Source organism: Intestinimonas massiliensis (ex Afouda et al. 2020), assembly GCF_900626285.1.
Lineage (GTDB): Bacteria > Bacillota > Clostridia > Oscillospirales > Oscillospiraceae > Flavonifractor > Flavonifractor massiliensis_A.
In genome coordinates this window covers 2,917,757-2,934,794 of record NZ_LR131147.1, presented here as the reverse complement: position 1 = coordinate 2,934,794, position 17,038 = coordinate 2,917,757, and the positions used below count along the sequence as shown (strand labels likewise).

The 17,038-nt window shown below is 52.5% G+C and carries 14 protein-coding genes and 1 pseudogene; 1 reads left to right on the top strand and 14 read right to left on the bottom strand.

Annotated features, from left to right (window positions below; all coding sequences use genetic code 11):
* The first annotated feature begins 85 nt into the window (after positions 1-85).
* Positions 86-337 (top strand): helix-turn-helix domain-containing protein, encoded by a 252-nt coding sequence (locus E0E41_RS14455; protein WP_130870494.1) that lies wholly within the window; start codon positions 86-88, stop codon positions 335-337.
* A gap of 222 nt (positions 338-559) precedes the next feature.
* Here the strand turns inward: E0E41_RS14455 and E0E41_RS14450 are convergent, their stop codons facing one another.
* The 14 genes and pseudogenes from E0E41_RS14450 to E0E41_RS14385 form a co-directional block, all read right to left on the bottom strand.
* On the bottom strand, positions 560-817 hold the full coding sequence (locus E0E41_RS14450; RefSeq protein ID WP_180956741.1) for a helix-turn-helix domain-containing protein: 258 nt from the start codon (positions 815-817) through the stop codon (positions 560-562).
* A gap of 15 nt (positions 818-832) precedes the next feature.
* On the bottom strand, positions 833-2,665 hold the full coding sequence (locus tag E0E41_RS14445; RefSeq protein WP_101691730.1) for a type IV secretory system conjugative DNA transfer family protein: 1,833 nt from the start codon (positions 2,663-2,665) through the stop codon (positions 833-835).
* A gap of 4 nt (positions 2,666-2,669) precedes the next feature.
* Positions 2,670-3,587, bottom strand: coding sequence for a DUF3991 and toprim domain-containing protein (locus E0E41_RS14440; protein WP_130870493.1), 918 nt, complete (start codon positions 3,585-3,587; stop codon positions 2,670-2,672).
* A 15-nt stretch (positions 3,588-3,602) separates the two neighbouring features.
* On the bottom strand, positions 3,603-5,033 hold the full coding sequence (mobP3, locus tag E0E41_RS14435) for a MobP3 family relaxase (RefSeq protein WP_165450562.1): 1,431 nt from the start codon (positions 5,031-5,033) through the stop codon (positions 3,603-3,605).
* Positions 5,034-5,036: 3 nt separating this feature from the next.
* Positions 5,037-5,441, bottom strand: coding sequence for a hypothetical protein (locus tag E0E41_RS14430; RefSeq protein ID WP_101692050.1), 405 nt, complete (start codon positions 5,439-5,441; stop codon positions 5,037-5,039).
* Between the two features lie 13 nt (positions 5,442-5,454).
* Entirely contained in the window at positions 5,455-5,700 is a 246-nt protein-coding gene (locus E0E41_RS14425; RefSeq protein WP_130870492.1) for a hypothetical protein, read from the bottom strand.
* A gap of 318 nt (positions 5,701-6,018) precedes the next feature.
* Positions 6,019-7,062 carry a hypothetical protein gene (locus tag E0E41_RS14420; protein ID WP_130870491.1) on the bottom strand — a complete coding sequence of 348 codons (1,044 nt, stop codon included), beginning with the start codon at positions 7,060-7,062 and terminating at the stop codon, positions 6,019-6,021.
* The gene (locus E0E41_RS14415; RefSeq protein ID WP_130870490.1) at positions 7,059-7,343 is read right to left on the bottom strand and encodes a DUF6103 family protein; all 285 of its coding nucleotides are present in this window, start codon (positions 7,341-7,343) and stop codon (positions 7,059-7,061) included. Before E0E41_RS14415 ends, E0E41_RS14420 begins: the two co-directional genes overlap by 4 nt.
* A 10-nt stretch (positions 7,344-7,353) precedes the next feature.
* Complete coding sequence (locus E0E41_RS14410) at positions 7,354-7,704, bottom strand: DUF3846 domain-containing protein (RefSeq protein WP_165450561.1); 351 nt, start codon at positions 7,702-7,704, stop codon at positions 7,354-7,356.
* Positions 7,705-7,770: 66 nt separating this feature from the next.
* Positions 7,771-8,658, bottom strand: a complete 888-nt coding sequence (locus E0E41_RS14405) for a conjugal transfer protein TrbL family protein (RefSeq protein WP_130870488.1) — start codon at positions 8,656-8,658, stop codon at positions 7,771-7,773.
* Positions 8,659-8,694: 36 nt separating this feature from the next.
* Positions 8,695-9,003, bottom strand: coding sequence for a DUF3852 domain-containing protein (locus E0E41_RS14400; protein WP_207303254.1), 309 nt, complete (start codon positions 9,001-9,003; stop codon positions 8,695-8,697).
* 91 nt (positions 9,004-9,094) lie between these two features.
* Positions 9,095-9,514, bottom strand: a pseudogene (locus E0E41_RS14395) (hypothetical protein); the annotation flags it as partial.
* 124 nt (positions 9,515-9,638) lie between these two features.
* Positions 9,639-11,522: a reverse transcriptase domain-containing protein gene (locus E0E41_RS14390; protein WP_130870485.1), complete on the bottom strand. Its 1,884-nt coding sequence runs from the start codon at positions 11,520-11,522 to the stop codon at positions 9,639-9,641.
* A 687-nt stretch (positions 11,523-12,209) separates the two neighbouring features.
* Positions 12,210-17,030, bottom strand: a complete 4,821-nt coding sequence (locus E0E41_RS14385) for a SpaA isopeptide-forming pilin-related protein (protein WP_165450560.1) — start codon at positions 17,028-17,030, stop codon at positions 12,210-12,212.
* Between the last annotated feature and the right edge of the window lie 8 nt (positions 17,031-17,038).

Sequence of the window (17,038 nt, the reverse complement as noted above, 5' to 3'; positions counted from 1 at the left end):
ACCAGTATCACGGACAATATTTGCCACCATTGTACCGTAGAATAGATGCGGTTGCAACCAATACTGGTCAATGGAGGACGCGCAGATGGAGCAAAAAATCCGTCGTGACCGCAACATGGGCTCTAACCTCAGGCGGCTGCGGGATCAGTATGGCATCTCCCAGGAGAAACTCTGTGCCGAATTACAGCGAAGAGGCTGCGACATCGGGCGAACTGCCTATGCCAAATATGAGTCAGGGGAGTTGAATATCCGGGCGAGTGTGTTGATTGAATTGCGTAAAATTTACAGTTGCTCTTATGATGATTTCTTCGCTGGCTTGGATAGGAACATAGAATAGCAGTCTCATGCGTTTGATTTGCTTTTGCTAAAAAATGAAGTCATCCGCAAGCATAGATATAGACTATTCTCTGTATTAAGTTCTCCAATAGAGTGGGATCTTCTGGGGGGACCATAATGAACCCACCCTCGGTCCATCGTCAGGGCATATAAACCCCTTGGCGGCAAATTATTTAAGAGAAAGTGGTTTGTATCAGAATATGGTACAAACCACTTTTTCGCTTTAGCGCACAGTATATAGATTTGAGGTATGGCTGCCATTTGCGCGGTATCTTGGGTTCTTGAGTAGGAAGCCTTTGCGTTCCAACTCGTTGATTGCTCTCTTCACAGTGCTGCGTGATAAGCCAAGATCTGAGGCGATTGTCTTAATTCCTGGCCAACAGGTGCCTGATGCATTGGCCCGATCCCGGAGGTAAATGTAAACGGTTTTGCACCGATGAGGCAATTCAGTATCAGCATAGATCGATTCAAAATAGCCCACCATGTTCACCTCCAATTATGTTCTCAGACTTGTATCGTCGGAAGCGGGAGCATGAGCATCTTCCTCTGCAGCTTTTTGACTTCCGTTTTGCTGTGGTGCTGCATCTGCCTTTTCCGATGCTGTATTTTTCAAGGCATGACATAGAATGCTTTCCTCCAGCTCCTTTCGCCCCGCGTAGTGGACTTGCATATTTTCATGTACCGGCACAGTGTATCCCTCTTTTTCGAAAGTAATGCCCCATTCTAGGAAGAGTCGGAGTCGGGTCTGCATTGGATGGCAACCAGTTTTCATAACAACGAAGTGCCCCTTGGGAATTGATTTTAACTCGTCTGGCGTCATCAGGGGCCGCTCTACCATCTGCAGGGATTGACTGGGATCATTCTTGCTTTGGCTCACCGAGCCAGACTGCACCGTGCGAGTTCCAAGGTTCCTGGACAACACTTCTGCTGTCTGGCTGCCAGGTGCAAAGCCTCCGAAGATTGTATCCTGACAGTTATCCTGAATGATCTCGCTGCCCTCCTTGCCGTAGTTTTTTTCAAGCTGAGCCAACGATTGGATGATCGGCACCAGGGTCAACCGCCTGGAGCGCCCGGCGGAGAATAGGGGCAATATATCAAAGGGCGGCATGGTACCAAGCTCATCACAGAACAACACCACACGGTTTTTTAGTTTTCCGCCGTTCTCATCGGCAACAGCAAATAGTTCTCGGCTCAGATTCTGAATCATCAGTCCGGCCATGAAGTTTTTGGTCGTGTCTTCTTCCGGTAGGATCAGGAAGATAGCGCATTTCTGGCTGGCGAATGTCTCCGCGTCAATGGCGCTGTCAAAGCAGATGACCTGCTCCAATTCACTGTCGAGAAACGCATTCAGTCGGGACAAGACCGTGGACATGACAGACGCCATTGCCTGGTCCGAGGTGTTGAGTGCGGCTCCCGCAAACCATTTCGCTTTGTGATTATCGGGGAGTTTCCCCATTAGCTGCTGGAAGTAGTTTTTTTGCCTTGGCCCAGGGGACTCCAGCAGATCCTGAATCAGTTTGAACACCGATACGATATGCCTTCTCTCACTTGAATCTTCTTTTGTTGGTGGAAGATATTCTGCTAACAAAAGTACCACAGCAGTAAGCAATCCTTCTGCTGCATCATAGAAAAATGCATTTTGTCCATAAGAGGAAGCGTCGCCATCTGGATTAACTATGGTCTTGGCGAGAATTTTGGCATACTTTTCGGCCTTGGCTCTGGCAGCCAGATTGCTGGGATCTTCCTGAGCCAAATCCATATAACGGTTGATCAACGTCAGAAGATTATTACCATCTGATCTGGTCGGATTGCGAAGGTCGATCACGGAAATCTTATAACCGTAATACTTGCTGGCAATAGCACCGTAGTTCCTCGCCAAGTCGCCCTTGGTGTCCAGCGCCAAGAAACTCATACCACAGGCGCAGGCATATTCCAGATTGGGGTACAGGAAAAAGGCAGTCTTGCCAACACCGGATGCACCAATCATCAGGAAGTGAACATCGTCGCAGTCTACAAGAGCTTTCAGCCCACCATGTTTGGAATGCTTCTTGGCTTTGACAGACGCGCGTCCGATGCACCCTAAGACGATCCCCTGTGCCTCTGGCCGATTCTTGCCACGACGCCATTCATCGACTTGGAAAGGCACATGCTTATAAGTCTGACGGATCTCTTTTGGGGTAGCCCATCGTGCGGTACCATGCTGGCCGTCACCAACGGTTTTGGATTTGATACGGTTTAGGGAATATCGCTGAGTGAATATGGAGGCAATGATCAACACCAGCAGCATTCCGCCGCACAATACAATCAGTCCCCATGCTTGTTCAGTCATTGCGTCACCCCGTTTCCAGAAAAGGGACCTGTGCGTCCTCCAGAACACACAGGTCATCATTCCAGTCTTTGTTTTGGGGAGCCAGGCGATCCGAGGCGATTCCAAACTGTTCGGCAATCTGTTCAGCCATACGGAGGCTTGCTGCCTGACCTGCTGCGTCATTGTCCAGGCATAAGAACACCTCCTGTGCGTGGGGCATACGGGAAAGCATTGACATTACAGGGATCGCAGATGTTCCGCAGCAGGCAACATAGTTGTGCGATTTCCAATCTTCAGGATACAGGGTGATGAAGGAGAGCATATCGATGGGTGCCTCGAACACATAGAGCTTTCCGTCAGTGCCAAGGTGATGAAAACTATATTTGGGATCGCTGCCCTCCACATTCTGCCGGAAGGACTTTCCAAAACTGTTGGCACTGCGTTTGTGCGCGTGGCGTGGAATGCCCTGTTCATCCGTCCCCACAAAGACGCAGTTGTGATATTTGCTGTCCTCAAAGAGTGTCTTTGCCTTCGCAAAATAGGCAATCACATCACGGTCAATGTGCCGGTGCTTCATCAGGTAGGCAAAAATGCGCCGCATATTGGTATTCGCTTCAGGAAGTTCAAACGGTTTTTGTGGTGGCTTCTCCCGCTCAGCAGCAGATGGGTATATTGTACCCTGCTCACCACCCAGAAGTGCTTTGACGGCTTCTGGGTAACTGTAATTATAAAACCACCGGACAAAGCTGATCGCATTTCCACCCTGACGGCTGTCGTGATCGAACCATTCACAGCCACGGATGGTCACGCTGTGATCTCTATCGAGCCTCTTATCCCGTCCAGAAGGAAGGAGTTTTTCTCCTCTCTGGCGTAGGAATTCTTCCAGATCCACTTCAGCTGCTCGCTGTTTCTGCTCATCAGTGAAATGAATATACTGTGCCATAGTACCTCCTTTCCTTTACATCGACGGACCATTCTGCCAGTTCTGTTCCTCATGATCATCCGCCTTATGACCAAGGGCAAGTCGCTTAGCCATCAACTTTTTCCTGCGCTTGGAATCCATTCGAAGGCCCAACGGACTGGCAGGCGCCATTCCATTATCTCGAAAAATCCGTCCCATATGATAGAGCAGTCGAGTCACTGTCACCATTACTGCCGGGTTGTGATGGTTCATTGGCTGTGACTTATATTGCTGTTGAGCGGTATCCGTCTTTTCCGGTGATGCGGTTGGTTTATCTTTTTCTGACTCTTTCTTCTGCTCCGGGCTGGCGGAACTGATCTCCTGTTGTTCCAACTCCAAACGAAGATGTTCAGCTTCACGGATAATGGAGTTCTTGATTGCCTTGAATTCCTTTTGCTTGGAGAGAGGATTATGGATGCGTGGTTTATCCTTGTAGTACCTTTCCAACTCATCGCGCAAGTCATTCCAGACCTGATAACAGGCAGCCACATCCGGCTGCAGTGCCAACTCATCGGTAATCGCATCCACCAGTTCCTTTACCCTTTTGGGCAGGTATCCATACTGCTTTTTCCCTTTTACGCTGCCCAGGGCATTGGCCAACTCCACCATTTTCTCGGCAAGCGAATCACTCTCTAACGCAGAGGTTTCCATTCGAGAGATAAACTCCGTCATTGCGGAGCGGGACTGGTTTACCAGATCCTCATAGGCCAGATCCTTTTTCACATAGAGATTGTGCATCTCATCCCGGAAGATCGTATTGGTGAGCGCAGATCGCATAGCCGCAATACCCGCTTTGTTCAGGTAACCATGTTTTTCATCTGCGGACCACACCATCATGTGTACATGTGGGTGGTACCCTTCATCGTGAAAGGCCGCACACCATCGGAAGTCATCCACTGGGATCTTCATAGCCTGTGCCAGCCGAGTCTTATGCTGCAAGAGAAGAGTGCGCCAACTCTCAGCACTGTCGTATCCAAGAGCTGACGCATCTTCACGCCGCAGAGAAAGAATGACCGTCCAGACAGGCCCTTCGTGTTTCGCTACTTCAGCCATTGTATCTTTGAGCGATACATCATATGAGTCACTGAACAGTCCATGATCGCCACGTTTCTCCACGCGAGGACGGGTGGCGATGTATTTGAGATAGCCATCTCCAGTCTCCATAGTGTGAACGTTGGAATCCAGTGCCATGGTGATAAACTCGGAGGCTTTGCCAAAGGAAGGACAGGCGCAGTAGTCACTGTACTCGAACAGTTCCTTGGTGTCCGGAAAGTCCTTGAGCAGTTTCTCAATGATTTCTTTCTGTGGTTGTGTGACAGGGCCGCGGCCATGCAGTTTCTCCACACCCTCTCGAGTGGCAATGTACTTCATGTATTTCGCCGCACTGCCTGCGCGGATGTAACCACACTTCTGCACCAGTTTCGGCATGACTTACAACCTCTTTTGGAATCGGAAGATCTCCTTGAAACTAATCATGCCATGGGTACGCATCACATCCTTTACACATCGGCCGCGCAGTTGCTCCAGTTCATCCAGAGTGGCGTCAGTGTCGTGTGCCATAAGGTGCATCATCATGGACATCTCCACCGACATCTTGAACAGCAGTTTCCCAAGACGATCTCCCAGAGCACCCAGTGATCCTTCCAGCACAGCAGACAAGGTGACCGGAAGGTATGTTCCGTCTTGCTCGGCCTCCAGATAACCAGTGTAGAACTGAATGGCTCGTTCAATGAATTCGCTCTGACTCTGGGAATTGTCAAGCTGATAGCAGCGTTCCACCAGTTCTTTTGTTCCCGGTGTCAGCCAGAGAGCGAATTTTTTCTTTGTGTAACTCATGTCGTAGTTCACCTCATACTCTCAGTAATCTTTGACCAATGCGAAACGCTTCCAGGTCATCAATGATGAACAGATCACTGCGCCAATGACCAGGCCACACTGCAAAGAGTTTGCTGGTACCCTGCCTGGCACGCATGTATCCTTTAAATTTTTCACCATATGTGACGAGTTGGTTGATCTCGCCGGTTGGAAATAATTCGATGTAGCAGATACGGTTGCTGTCATACGGGAACCCTTCAGTCGCTTTTGCGCTTCTCATCTTTGGACCTCCTTTTCAATCAAATTCATGTCAGGTCCGCTATCAACCCCGCCCAAAAGCCTGAAACGGCGGGGCTTGCGGGGATTCGCAACCCCTATGGCGTGTTATTTTCGCTTTAACAACCCCGATGGGAAAAGCCCGGAACTGCCCGCACTGCGGGCAGAAGTGAGAGAGCCGGGGCGTTCACGACCCCGGCTTTTTCTGCCTGCTTTTTTTTCGTCCTCCGTCCCCTGCTGGAGGGGCAGGGATACCCCTTGCGGCCGAAGGCAGGCACACAGCGCCTCACAGCGGCCCACACGGGGGTAACCACAGCGGTGGTTATAACTGAGGCACTGCAGGCCCTTGCATTTCGGATAGATAGTGTGCCCGGCACTCCGCCAGATGCACGCCGTTCAGCTCCACACAGATGGCATCCATTTTTTCGCTCAGCACCATCTGTTCATGGACGGTCAGCGGATACTGATACTCCAGTTCTCCCTCTGCACCCTGGTCGTGAAATACAGACAGGGAGTTGCACACCTCTCCGGTGTCCAGGTCATAGACAGCACAGGCTGTCAGGAAGTCGTCGTTGTCAGCCTCTGCAACATGAAGGCCGAACACAGCTTCTGGGTCATGGTTGGGAAGCAGATAGAACGTGAGGCGGTTGTCCAGCTCATTGATCTCATGCTCCAGAGCAAGCTCCTCCAGACGGAAGCGGCGGCTGCCGCACAACACCGGAGGCTCAGAGTCCGGCGTCAGCTCTTTCCCATCCAGTTTGTTGAGCAGGCGCTCCCAGCGTTGATCTGTAGAGAGATCCTGTTTCCGGAATGCGTGGTAGGCCGCAATGCTCACATCGTGCATCCGATAGGTATGCCAGCCATCCATCGTGCTGACAGCGGAGAACACCTCCTTGTCAAAGTCCAAGTCAAAGACACCGGATACACGTCCGGTGTTCTCCAGCCTTTGTGCCACCATCTGGTCGAACTCTTCCTTGGTGATAGGCTGCTGGTTTCTGAAGCGGCCCGCAAAAGAATCCGGATGAGGATTCGGCTCCTCAGAGAGATAGGTGCGCAAGCGCAGACCTGTATGGAGCAGCTGATCTGCTGTGGCTGTTTTGAAATACTGCTCCGCGCCATGACCAGTGACATGGTATGCGGTCCAAGTGGTGTCGGCCATCTGTCGAGCGAGCTGTTCCGCACGCTCCGTTTCGAGGCGTTCCTGTATTGCCTGCCGTTCCTCCAGGGGGACGCGCTCAGTGTACAGATCGGCCAGCGCCTTCTGCATCAGCTTTTCAACGTCTGTCCCGTCCTTGGTGAGCTGGCGGTTTAATGCCTTGAGCTCGTACTCGTGAATCCAGGTCACAATTTCAACAGAACCGCTCATTGGGACACCTCCTGTTCCGACACCGTACTATTTCTTGCTGGCTGCTCAAGCGAACCCTGCTTTGCCCTGGCACTCCGCCGGGGTCTGGGGCGGGAAGCAGACGGTTTGCACTTGCTGTCCAGATACTCCCGCATCTCCGCCGGAACATACTTTTCATAGAGCTGATCCAATGCACACTGAAGTTCCTTCTCAGGTGTGCTCTTTTCCCTGGCGGACAAAAAATACCGGAGAGCATCCAGCCGCTCCGGTTCCATGGCTACTTTCAATTCAATCTTTTCCATAGGACACACCTCACATGGAGTAGAACTCAAAGCGGAAGGCGTTTTCCACTTCGCCGGGCTGGAAGGTTTCCGGCTGCGCAAACCGCTGGGTGAAGTGCTCCATCTGCTCCGGAGTGAGAGAGCAGAAGTCGCCATCATCTGTACACCCCGTCAGGAAAAAGGTGCCGGTGATGATGTCGTTTCCCAGCCGGCGGTTGCCCTCCAGGCCGGTGAGTTTTCCATCCTCGTTGCAGACCAGGCAGACATCATCCAGACTGATGATCTCAATATACCCACCCACCATCTTCTGGGCAGCCTCCAACGTATTGGGGATGGTNCTTTCTCTGTCATTGCAAAGCAAGCATACCCAAATGCAAGGCATAAAGCCATTCATAAAACCCAACAAAGAAGCTGCAGGCAATGCAAGCATAATATCCATAGATTGTTTCTACTTCGTCACCGCCTGCACAATGGTCCTTGTCGTGTTCACCGCCGCCTGTGCCGTATAGACCGCGGACATGATGTTGGCTCTGGTGGTGGTGTCCAAGCCAAAGGTACCTGCAATCCTGGGCACCTCTCCCGCGGAGAGCATCAGCCCCAGCCCAAGCAGGGGGTGTTCGCTGAATACCATCAGCCCGGCCACCAATATGGTTGCCTGCAAAAAGGCAGTCAGGCACAGGCCAATGACCTGCTTCATCCACTGGGTAAAGCCATCCGTGTAGCCACGGGGGATGGAGAACATGTACAGGCTCCCCACAGCGATCTGGATGAGCAGGATGCCGCCCCGCTTGAGGTTGGCGAAGAACACCTTGATCACGGCGTATGCCATCAGGATCATGCAGAAGAGGATCATAATGGGGTTTGTGCCGATCCCCCAGTTCGTCTCCACGGCCAGATCCATCAGCGAATCAATATCCATCCCCTCCAGGACGGAGGCGCCCAGCTCACCGATTCCCAGGTGGGAAATCCCGGTGGTGAAGGTGCCTTGAAGAGATACTGATAGGGTATAGAGACGGACCGGGACAATGGTAAACAGGCTGACCGCCAGAAATCCTTTGATGGCATTCAGAGCCACCTGCTGGAAATTCCCCCGTCCTCCGGAAGCATACTCAATCCCGCATTCAAAGCCGGCCACCACCAGGCTGACCCCATACAGGGCCCAGCCCAACTGGGAGAAAAACTGAACCACAGCCTGAACCCACTCCAGTTCAAACAGCTCCACCCCCATATTGCCCATCTGGGCGAAGAACGCCCCCAGGAAGCCTACAACCTGGCTGTAAAACCAATCCACCAGTGCGTCCATGACGGGATTGGCCACAAAGTCCCAGATAAACACGCTTTTATCTCACCTCCATCTCCGTTTCCGGGGCGATCAGATGCCCACAATGCCCCAAATGTACTTGGGGGCCAGAAGCACGAAGATGAGACAGACGAACAGAATGGCCGGGCCCGTCCATTCAAAGCGTTGCCTTTCCCGGTATTCAAAATAGCACATACCCAGTTTGACAAAGAATGCGATAGCCAGGATCATGGTCAGGGCCGGAAAGACAACACTGTCTACCACGGTCTTGATTTGGGTCGCGGCATCCTTCCAGGTCTGCTGCACCGCGCCGGCCACATTGCCGCTGGTGGCCATGGCCGGGATGGTGAAGAGCAGCATCAGCAGAAGCACAATGAGCATGGGCCTGGCATACCGTTTGATCTCTTTCACTTACAACACCTCCAAAAAAGTGGTGGGGCCATCCTTGCGGATGGCCCCGTTGGGTGGGTTCTCAATATCCGGTTCGGGGCAGAGGCTGGGAGGGCTTGTAGACCCTGGTGACCCACCGGCTGGTGGCCATGATCCACTGTCCGTCATAAACGCCGCCCACATCCGCCTGATTGGTGAACTGAGTTCCGCCGGCAAGCTGGGAGACGACATTGCAGTAGACCTGCGGAGCCTCCACCTGCCGGAAGTTGGCGGGCACCACACCGAAGGACACCATGAACGCCGTCACATACTCGTTGGAGGCCAGTCCCAGCGCGGCGGGGGAGGCATCCAGCGTGTAGTTCTGTCTGGTGTTCAGGTTATCGTACATGGTGCGCCAGGTGCCGCCGCTCAGGTTGGTCTGGTAGACCACCTTGTAACTGCCGTTTACATTGTAGGTTCCGGTGATGATCTTATCCAGCCGTACCGCCTGAGTGGGCAGGGTAATAGCGATAGGTAATCCGCCGCTTTTACTGAATCTGTTAAGGATTCAGCAGTCAGAGCGGATTTTCCCCCGCTTCGCACCGTGCATGCGACTTTCATCGCACACGGCGCTCCATCAATGCAGATTAATTGTTGCATGTATGTGAAGTTATCAGTTTATCCCGTAAACCTTTAATTTTCTGCTGTGTTTGGCTATCAAATTCACTTATATCTTGGTTGGGATTATTAACAGCATCAAAGCATTTCTTGTGCAACGAAACCAGATTGTTGACACGATTGACTTGGTTCAGCGGGAGACAGGGATTGATGCGGTGTGTGCATAGCGTACTGGAAATCAGCCACCCTCCGCATACCCTGCATTTCAGTCCGTCACGGTTGAGCGCATAGGCTCTGTTCATCGTAAACTCAAAATTATTGAGATTGCCCCATTTGCTGTAGCAGACAGCCCTGCTGGTGTTTTCTGAGTACATTTCATCCAGCCGAGCGTTCATTCGCTTTTTCTTCGTGCGCTTGAAGTATAGCTGTCTGCCTTCTTCCGAGTAGGGCGTTTCAGACTGGTTTTTCGGTAAGACGTTTTCCCACTTGCAAAATGCAAGAGCGGTAAAGCCAACGTAAATATTGCGGTACTTTATAGAGGGAATCTTTTGCTTGCGCTGTTGGTGGATATGTGGAAGATTTTGCGTTTGATTTGCCGGTATCCATTCTCCCCGGTATTGCTTTAGTCTGCTTTTAGCAATCAACTGCAATCTACGGGAGTACTTGTGCATGGCGAGATTTGCCCACGTACAGCATTGGTAGTACTGAATGATTCCTCTCACTTGGCTGTTGATGCGGTTTATTTCACCAATAAATTGCTCCCGGCTGTAATTCTGGGGGATTTTCTTGATGTTTTCCGCGATACTGTCAACCTTTCGCTGTAGTCTGTCTCTATCTGGAATCGTCTTTGTGATATAGCCTTTTTTGCTGTTCCCCGGTATCATTTTGAACTCATAGCCAAGGAATTTGATGTGTTTTCTTCGGACATCTGTTATCAGAGTTTTCTCTGTGGATAGTGCCAGCTTTAGCCTGTTTTGTAGAAATACTTGCAGTTTAGCTTTCCATTGTTCGGCATGGTCACGGGTATCTGTGATGATGACAAAATCGTCTGCGTACCGTACCAGACATCCCGGAATTAACGATGTTTTATACAGGGCGCCTCGCCTGTTTCCCGGACTGGCGTATATATGTCTGGTTTTCTTATTTTCCCACTGCTTGGTAATCCACTCATCCATAATGTCCAAGTAGGCATTCGCCAACAGTGGACTGATGATACCGCCCTGTGGGGTTCCATACTCATTTATGGTACATTCATCCATAATCCCAGCTTTCAGCATGGCCTTGACGATTTGCAGAACGCGCCTATCCTTGATGCCTATATGGTATAGACGTCTCAGAAGGACACTGTGGTCGATGTTGTCAAAGCATTTGCTGATGTCGCCCTCAACAATCCAATAGTGGCCTGTGGTATGCGATAGTCTTTTAATGCGCTCCAACGCCATAGCTGTGTCCCGCATGGGGCGAAATCCATAGGAGTGGGCAAAGAATTGTGCTTCTAAAATGGGTTCCAGCACAATCCTCATACATTCCTGCACGATTCTGTCCCGTATGGTAGGGATTCCTAGAGGACGCTTTTCGGCCTTTCCTAGTTTGTCGATGTACTTCCGGCGTATTTGCTGCAGTTCATAATGCTTAAATGCGCTCTGAATATCCCGAATAACCCACGAATGGGAACGTTGCAGATAATCTTTACGCATAGTTTTGGAATCCACGCCGGGAGGTTCACTGCCACGATTGCGTTTGATGTTATGGATTGCGGTTACAATGGTTGCTTCTGCTGACATGATTTCCAGAAGTCCTTTGATCGCTGGGCGGCCGCCCGCGTCATAGACCTCCTTGCTGTGCTGATACAGCTTGTCCTGGATTTCGCGTAGTTGGGTTTCGGTTTGTGGGCTGTCGAATTGTTGTGCCATACGCACCGCCTCCTCTCTGGAATTGGTGTTTCTGGTGTTAGTCAGGTATGCCTACGGCTTCCTCGACTTCCTGTTCACATACAATCTGCACTGACTATGCCCCTTCACTCCGTCCGCCTTATTATTGCGGACATCATCGCTACTACGGGCTGCTGTCCCACGGATTAGCAGGTCATTTCCTACCTGCGCGGCAAAGGTGTCACTTCACTTACTTCAACAGATTGAAGTGCCGTCCGTGGTTCCTTTGTTCCCTATGCTTTAGCTTTACATGTCGGTTTTAGTCCGTCCCTCTGGCCCGACTGCCATCCTTGGCTTGTGTGATATTCTGCCAAGGACATTCGGCCTCAATGGCTTTCTGCCGCTTTCCGCGCGCGAAAACTTCAGCGGCGACAGTTCCCCTCATGGGGCGGGTGGCTGTATAATCACCCTCTACTTTACGAGCCGTACTCTCAGGACTATGTCGGTTGCAACAAGACATACTAGACATGACCGATTTATAGCCTCCCGCGGCGCATGGCTGTCTCAAACCATGCCTCCGCTCTTTACCGAGCTTCGTACATTCCACATGACACTATGGATGCACGTCGGAGTATCAGAGTTTTGGTTACCCGTCACACCGGGTCAGGCAGGTTCTGCCCCTGCCGAATCAAGCATAGAGTTCAGATTTCTTGTAAAATCTGCCTTGTTTTATTGCGTATTTCTACGCAGATTGTCAAGGAACAAAGCGCGCTCCCGCCAATAGAAGGAGGTCAGGCTGGTGGTGGAGTTGTTGGCAATCCCGCTGAAGTCATAGCGGATAGATTGGCCGGGCATAACCTCCACGTACCCTGTCTTCTTGATGCTGACATTGGTATAGAGGCTCTTGTTGGTCATGGCAGTCTTGACGATCTGACCGGCAAACTCCAGCTCCACCTGGATAGGGGTCTTGTCCAGTCCATAAAACTCCGCTGCCTGGGCTTCCACGATTTTGTACCGGCCCAGGGGCAGGGGCTTGGAGACCGCCACACCGTTCCGGTCCGTTTTGATGGTATCTACCAGCTTCCCGGTCCGGTCATTGTAGATCTCAAAAACGGTGTTGGGAATGGGCGTCCCTGCGGGCCAGCCATTCATGCTGTTGTAATCCGCAGAAGTCTTGGTGATCTGAATCTGTCCGGTAATGGGCGTGTTTTCCCATTCCACCTCGGTGGTTTCCCCGGACTTGACATAGACGGTTTTCTTCTGGGTATCCGGGACATAGCCCTCGTTCTCCAGCTCCCGCAAATAATAGCGGCCCGCCTCCAGATCCTCGATATAGACATAGCCCCGATCGTCCGAGGTGTACTGGCCTATGGGGGTGTTGCTGCTGTCGTAGAGCAGGAAACTCACCCCGTAGATGCCTTCTCCTGTGCTTTCGTCTGTCTTATGGATGAGGATACCTGAAAGTGCCCGGTTGGTGATTGTCAGTTTGCTGGTCTTACCGTCCTTCACCTCGAAGTAGTGAGGGGTATCATCCAGCTTATAGCCCTCCGGAGCTGTGACCTCCAGCGCATAATAAGCGCCATCCTCCAGGGGAAGGAACGCTCGGCCATTCTGATCGACAGTCACGGTATCCACCAAGGCATCATCCATTTTGCGGATCTCAAAGGTTGCGTTAGCCAGCCGCTGGGTCTTGTCCGCCTCATCCACCTTGATGATCTCCACGCCGCCCACAGCATTGTTATAAAATCGGATCGTCTGGGTGTCATTGGGGTTAATAGTGACGGTCTGGCTCTGGCTATCCGGGTCGACGGTGTACCCAGGCACACTCTCAAGTTCAGTCACTACTACTGTTCCAGAGATCCCGGACAGGATGACCTTTCCTGTGGAGTCAGAATAATAGATACCATTGCTGGACAACGTGCCTCCTGCGGCGTCCACATACTGCCCATTGGCGTACTTAATCTCAAATTTGACGCCCTCCAGGGGGACTTCTGTAGAGCCGTTCCGTCCCCACTTTTCAATTACCAGATTGCCCATCGGTTTGTTCCGAAATTCCAATGTCGTGGTCTGGCCGGCCTTGATCTGGGCGGTCTGGGGGGTGTCATCCAGGAGGAAGCCCTCTTTTGCTTTGACCTCTTTTGCTACCAGTGTGGTGCCGGGATCGATGTTATCAATGAGGATGGTGCCTGCCGAATCGGTGGTGAAGTAGCCATTACTGTTGCCGACCACAGTGCCATCACTCTCGGTCACGAAGAACTGCACATCGGAAATGGGGCTATTGTCCGCACTGGAAACCTTTTTGATGAGCAAGGAGCCCTTGGGGCTATTGCCGAAATAAACCTGTACGACCTCCTGCTCCTCGCCGGACAGATAGACTGTCTGGGGCGGGGTGTCGATGACGTGGGAGCCATCGCTGGAGAGCTCCTCGATGATATAAGTGCCCGGTTTACAGCCCGTGACGGTGAAGGAGCCGTTGGCCGAGGTGTGGTAAGTGCCGATGACCGTGCCGCCGGTGCCGCTGGTGTTACCCGAGAGATACCGCACCTGGAACACCGCGCCCTCAATGGCCTGCTCCGGGTGGACGCTGTCATACTTCCACACGACGATAGCGGAGTTGGGACGGTTATAGATGCGGAAGGTGTGTCCCTCGCCGGCCGCGATGAATACCTCCTGCTTGCTGGATTCCGTCAGGCTGAACCCATTCGGCGCTTCCAGTTCCTCGATTCGGAACCAGCCATCCCGGAGGGAAATGTCCGGATCACTGAGAACGATGCGTCCCTCTTCATCCGTGTAGAACACGCCCAGGTCGTTGTACTCTCCGGTGGATGTGTTGTTGCTGGCGTACCAGACCTGCACGGGGACATTGGAGAGCGGATCATGGGTGATCTCGTTTTCCTTGATGATCTCGATGGTGGGCCGCTTATGATTCTCAAAGTATACGTCCCGATCTCTGTTGGGATAGAGCGTAACCAGCTGGGATTCCTCCGCCAGCAGATAGGGCTCCGGTACCGACTTTTCGACGACCTCTACCACGCCGGGCAGCAGATTTTCCACCACTGCGATGCCGTTTTCATCGGTTTCCACCTCGGCAATGGAATGGCCGTCCGCACCCTTCACGAGGAAAACTGTATGGGGGACCGGCTGTCCGCTGTCCGCGTCCCGCTTATGGATGATCAAATTGGGGCGTTTTTCATTGGTCAGGGTGATCGTGCTGGTCCGCCCGGGGAACAGTTCCACATGATACTCCTTGGGATCCAAAATGTGGTTTTCCAAAGTGGACTGCTCTTTTACGGAGTATACCCCAGGCTCCAGATCCGAGATCAGGATCTCCCCCCGATCATTGGTGGTGCGGTCAAGGTAATGGCTGCCATCTTCAATCTTTGCGATGCGGAAGGTAACACCCGCCAGCCGAGAACCGTCTGCGCTGAGCTTGATCAGCTGAAGGGAGGGCCTGACCGTATTGGTGAAAATAAACTGCGCATCCTCATTGGGCTTCAGATTGATGATGCGCTGGGCATCGTCGATGATGTACCCCTCACACACCTTTTCGGTTACCCGGAAAACCCCGGCAGGCAAATGAGACAGGTCGATTTCTCCGCTTTCATTGGTGGTAAATTCCTCCGGCCCAAAGCTCCCATCTACTGCCTCAATTTCAAAGACTGCGTTGGAAATCACCTTGGAGGGGTCGGCGGAGTCCACCTTGATCAACCGCATCCCCGGTTTCATGTCATTGAAAAAGACCAGCTCTTTGATGCCGTCACCCGCCTTTAGCTCCACCTCCTGGGGCGTGGTATCCAGGATATAGCCTTCGTTTCCAGTGTCCACCTCGAAGGCTCGGTAGGTGCCGGGCTCCAGATCGGTAAGTAGGATTTCCCCGAATTCATTGGTCTTGAAGTTGCCCAGGTAGTCGCCGTCCCGGTAGATGGCGAAATAGACATCGGCCATGACCATATAGTTTTTGCGGTCATACTTTACGATGCGCAGGCCCGGGAGCTCCTTGTTGATAATGGGAAGGGTAGTTGTCTCCCCGGCCACCACGGTGGCAGTGTAGATGGTGTCATCCTTCAGCCACCCTTCGGGGGCGGTCTGCTCCTGGATTCGGTATGCGCCCAAGGGGATCTCTCCAAACACTGCTACACCGGCGGGGCCAGTCTCCTGAGTGAAGGTCAGGCCAGACTCAATGTGCTCAATGGTAATGACCGCGCCGGGCAGATACTCTCCGGTGTCAGATCGCTTCTCAATGCGGAGGGAGCCATACGGATCATTAAAAAATGCCACCTCGGCTACTTCATTGTAGACCACGGTGACATTCTGGGCAGGCTGTTCACTGATGATATGGTTTGCCGGCGCATCCCGTTCAATGACGGTGTAATTGCCGCAAATGGTCAGGGGGATTTCAATGCGTCCGTCATCCTGGGTAATAAATACGCCAAGGGAATCGCCATCCGGGCCAATGACCTCAAAACGGGCGCCGCTGAGTGGGATCTCCGTCCCGGTCTCGTACTTCAGGATCCGCAAGCCCGTATCCGGAGGATCTTTCTCCGGCGTATCCGCATAGCTGCTGATGGCATTGAAGTTCAGCGTTGTGGTGGGGTCGGTATCCACCACATAGTTCTGCAGGTTGCCGTACTCGTCTTTCTCCAGGCAGCTGGCAAAGAACACAGCGTATGCATACACCTCGCAGTTCAGGGAGAGCTGGACGCTGCCTGCCTGGCCCTGGATGCTCTCCACCGGATACAGTACCTTGAAGGTCCCGCCGTGGCCATTGTTCATCCACTCCGCCTTGATAGACGTGATGTCCTGGTTATTTTCGTCTACAATGCGGGTGCCGGCGGGGACACTTGCGGGGTCAGTGAAGGCGATGTTGATGGCATAGTTGTTCACCCAGGTCTTGGACCAAACAGTGAACTCCTGCTGCTTGTACTGCTTGCCGTCAATGGTGACCTCGTAGGCGGTGTCACGATCCGGCGTGCAGGTTACCTCCGGGCTTTTCATGTCGTTCCAGGCGGTGCCCTGGGCATAGATGTCCTTGGCTGCCGCCAGGATCTTCTTTGCCCGTTCTGCCTCGTCCCCGGACAGGTTGGGATTTACCGTGAGCTTGTTGATATCCCAGTCGCTGATGAGATAGCTCCACAGCGCCATTTTGGTGGCGTAAAAGCCCTGGTATTTGTTTTCCAGGCCCAGTTCGGACAAGGGGCGAGTGGGGTAGCCGCTGGCCACAATGCCAACCACCTTGGGATCGCTGCTTTTTTCCTCTGCCAGGTAGCGGATACTTTCACCTTCTTCCACCACCTTCTGGACACCAGGCTGATTGGGCGTCACACAGTATGCCGGGATTTCCTTGGTGCCGCTGCCGGTGTCAAACAGGTAATAGACATAATTCTGAGACTGTACCTGGCCATTCATCGCCAGATAGTTCATGCGGTAGCCGCCGTTGAAGATGTTGATCTCACCCAAAGCTTCTTCCTCCGATGAGGCGGCAAAGGCGCCGGCCGGCAGCAGGCCCAGGGCAAGCACCAGGGCCAAAAGCATAGAAAGCAGTCGTTTCATTTCCATCC

Excerpts from the sequence above, each read along its gene's own strand:
- E0E41_RS14455 (WP_130870494.1), top strand. The coding sequence starts at position 86 with ATGGAGCAAAAAATCCGTCGTGACCGCAACATGGGCTCTAACCTCAGG.
- E0E41_RS14445 (WP_101691730.1), bottom strand. The coding sequence starts at position 2,665 with ATGACTGAACAAGCATGGGGACTGATTGTATTGTGCGGCGGAATGCTG.
- E0E41_RS14440 (WP_130870493.1), bottom strand. The coding sequence starts at position 3,587 with ATGGCACAGTATATTCATTTCACTGATGAGCAGAAACAGCGAGCAGCT.
- mobP3 (WP_165450562.1), bottom strand. The coding sequence starts at position 5,033 with ATGCCGAAACTGGTGCAGAAGTGTGGTTACATCCGCGCAGGCAGTGCG.
- E0E41_RS14430 (WP_101692050.1), bottom strand. The coding sequence starts at position 5,441 with ATGAGTTACACAAAGAAAAAATTCGCTCTCTGGCTGACACCGGGAACA.
- E0E41_RS14425 (WP_130870492.1), bottom strand. The coding sequence starts at position 5,700 with ATGAGAAGCGCAAAAGCGACTGAAGGGTTCCCGTATGACAGCAACCGT.
- E0E41_RS14420 (WP_130870491.1), bottom strand. The coding sequence starts at position 7,062 with ATGAGCGGTTCTGTTGAAATTGTGACCTGGATTCACGAGTACGAGCTC.
- E0E41_RS14415 (WP_130870490.1), bottom strand. The coding sequence starts at position 7,343 with ATGGAAAAGATTGAATTGAAAGTAGCCATGGAACCGGAGCGGCTGGAT.
- E0E41_RS14400 (WP_207303254.1), bottom strand. The coding sequence starts at position 9,003 with ATGCTCATTGTGCTTCTGCTGATGCTGCTCTTCACCATCCCGGCCATG.
- E0E41_RS14390 (WP_130870485.1), bottom strand. The coding sequence starts at position 11,522 with ATGGCACAACAATTCGACAGCCCACAAACCGAAACCCAACTACGCGAA.
- E0E41_RS14385 (WP_165450560.1), bottom strand. The coding sequence starts at position 17,030 with ATGAAACGACTGCTTTCTATGCTTTTGGCCCTGGTGCTTGCCCTGGGC.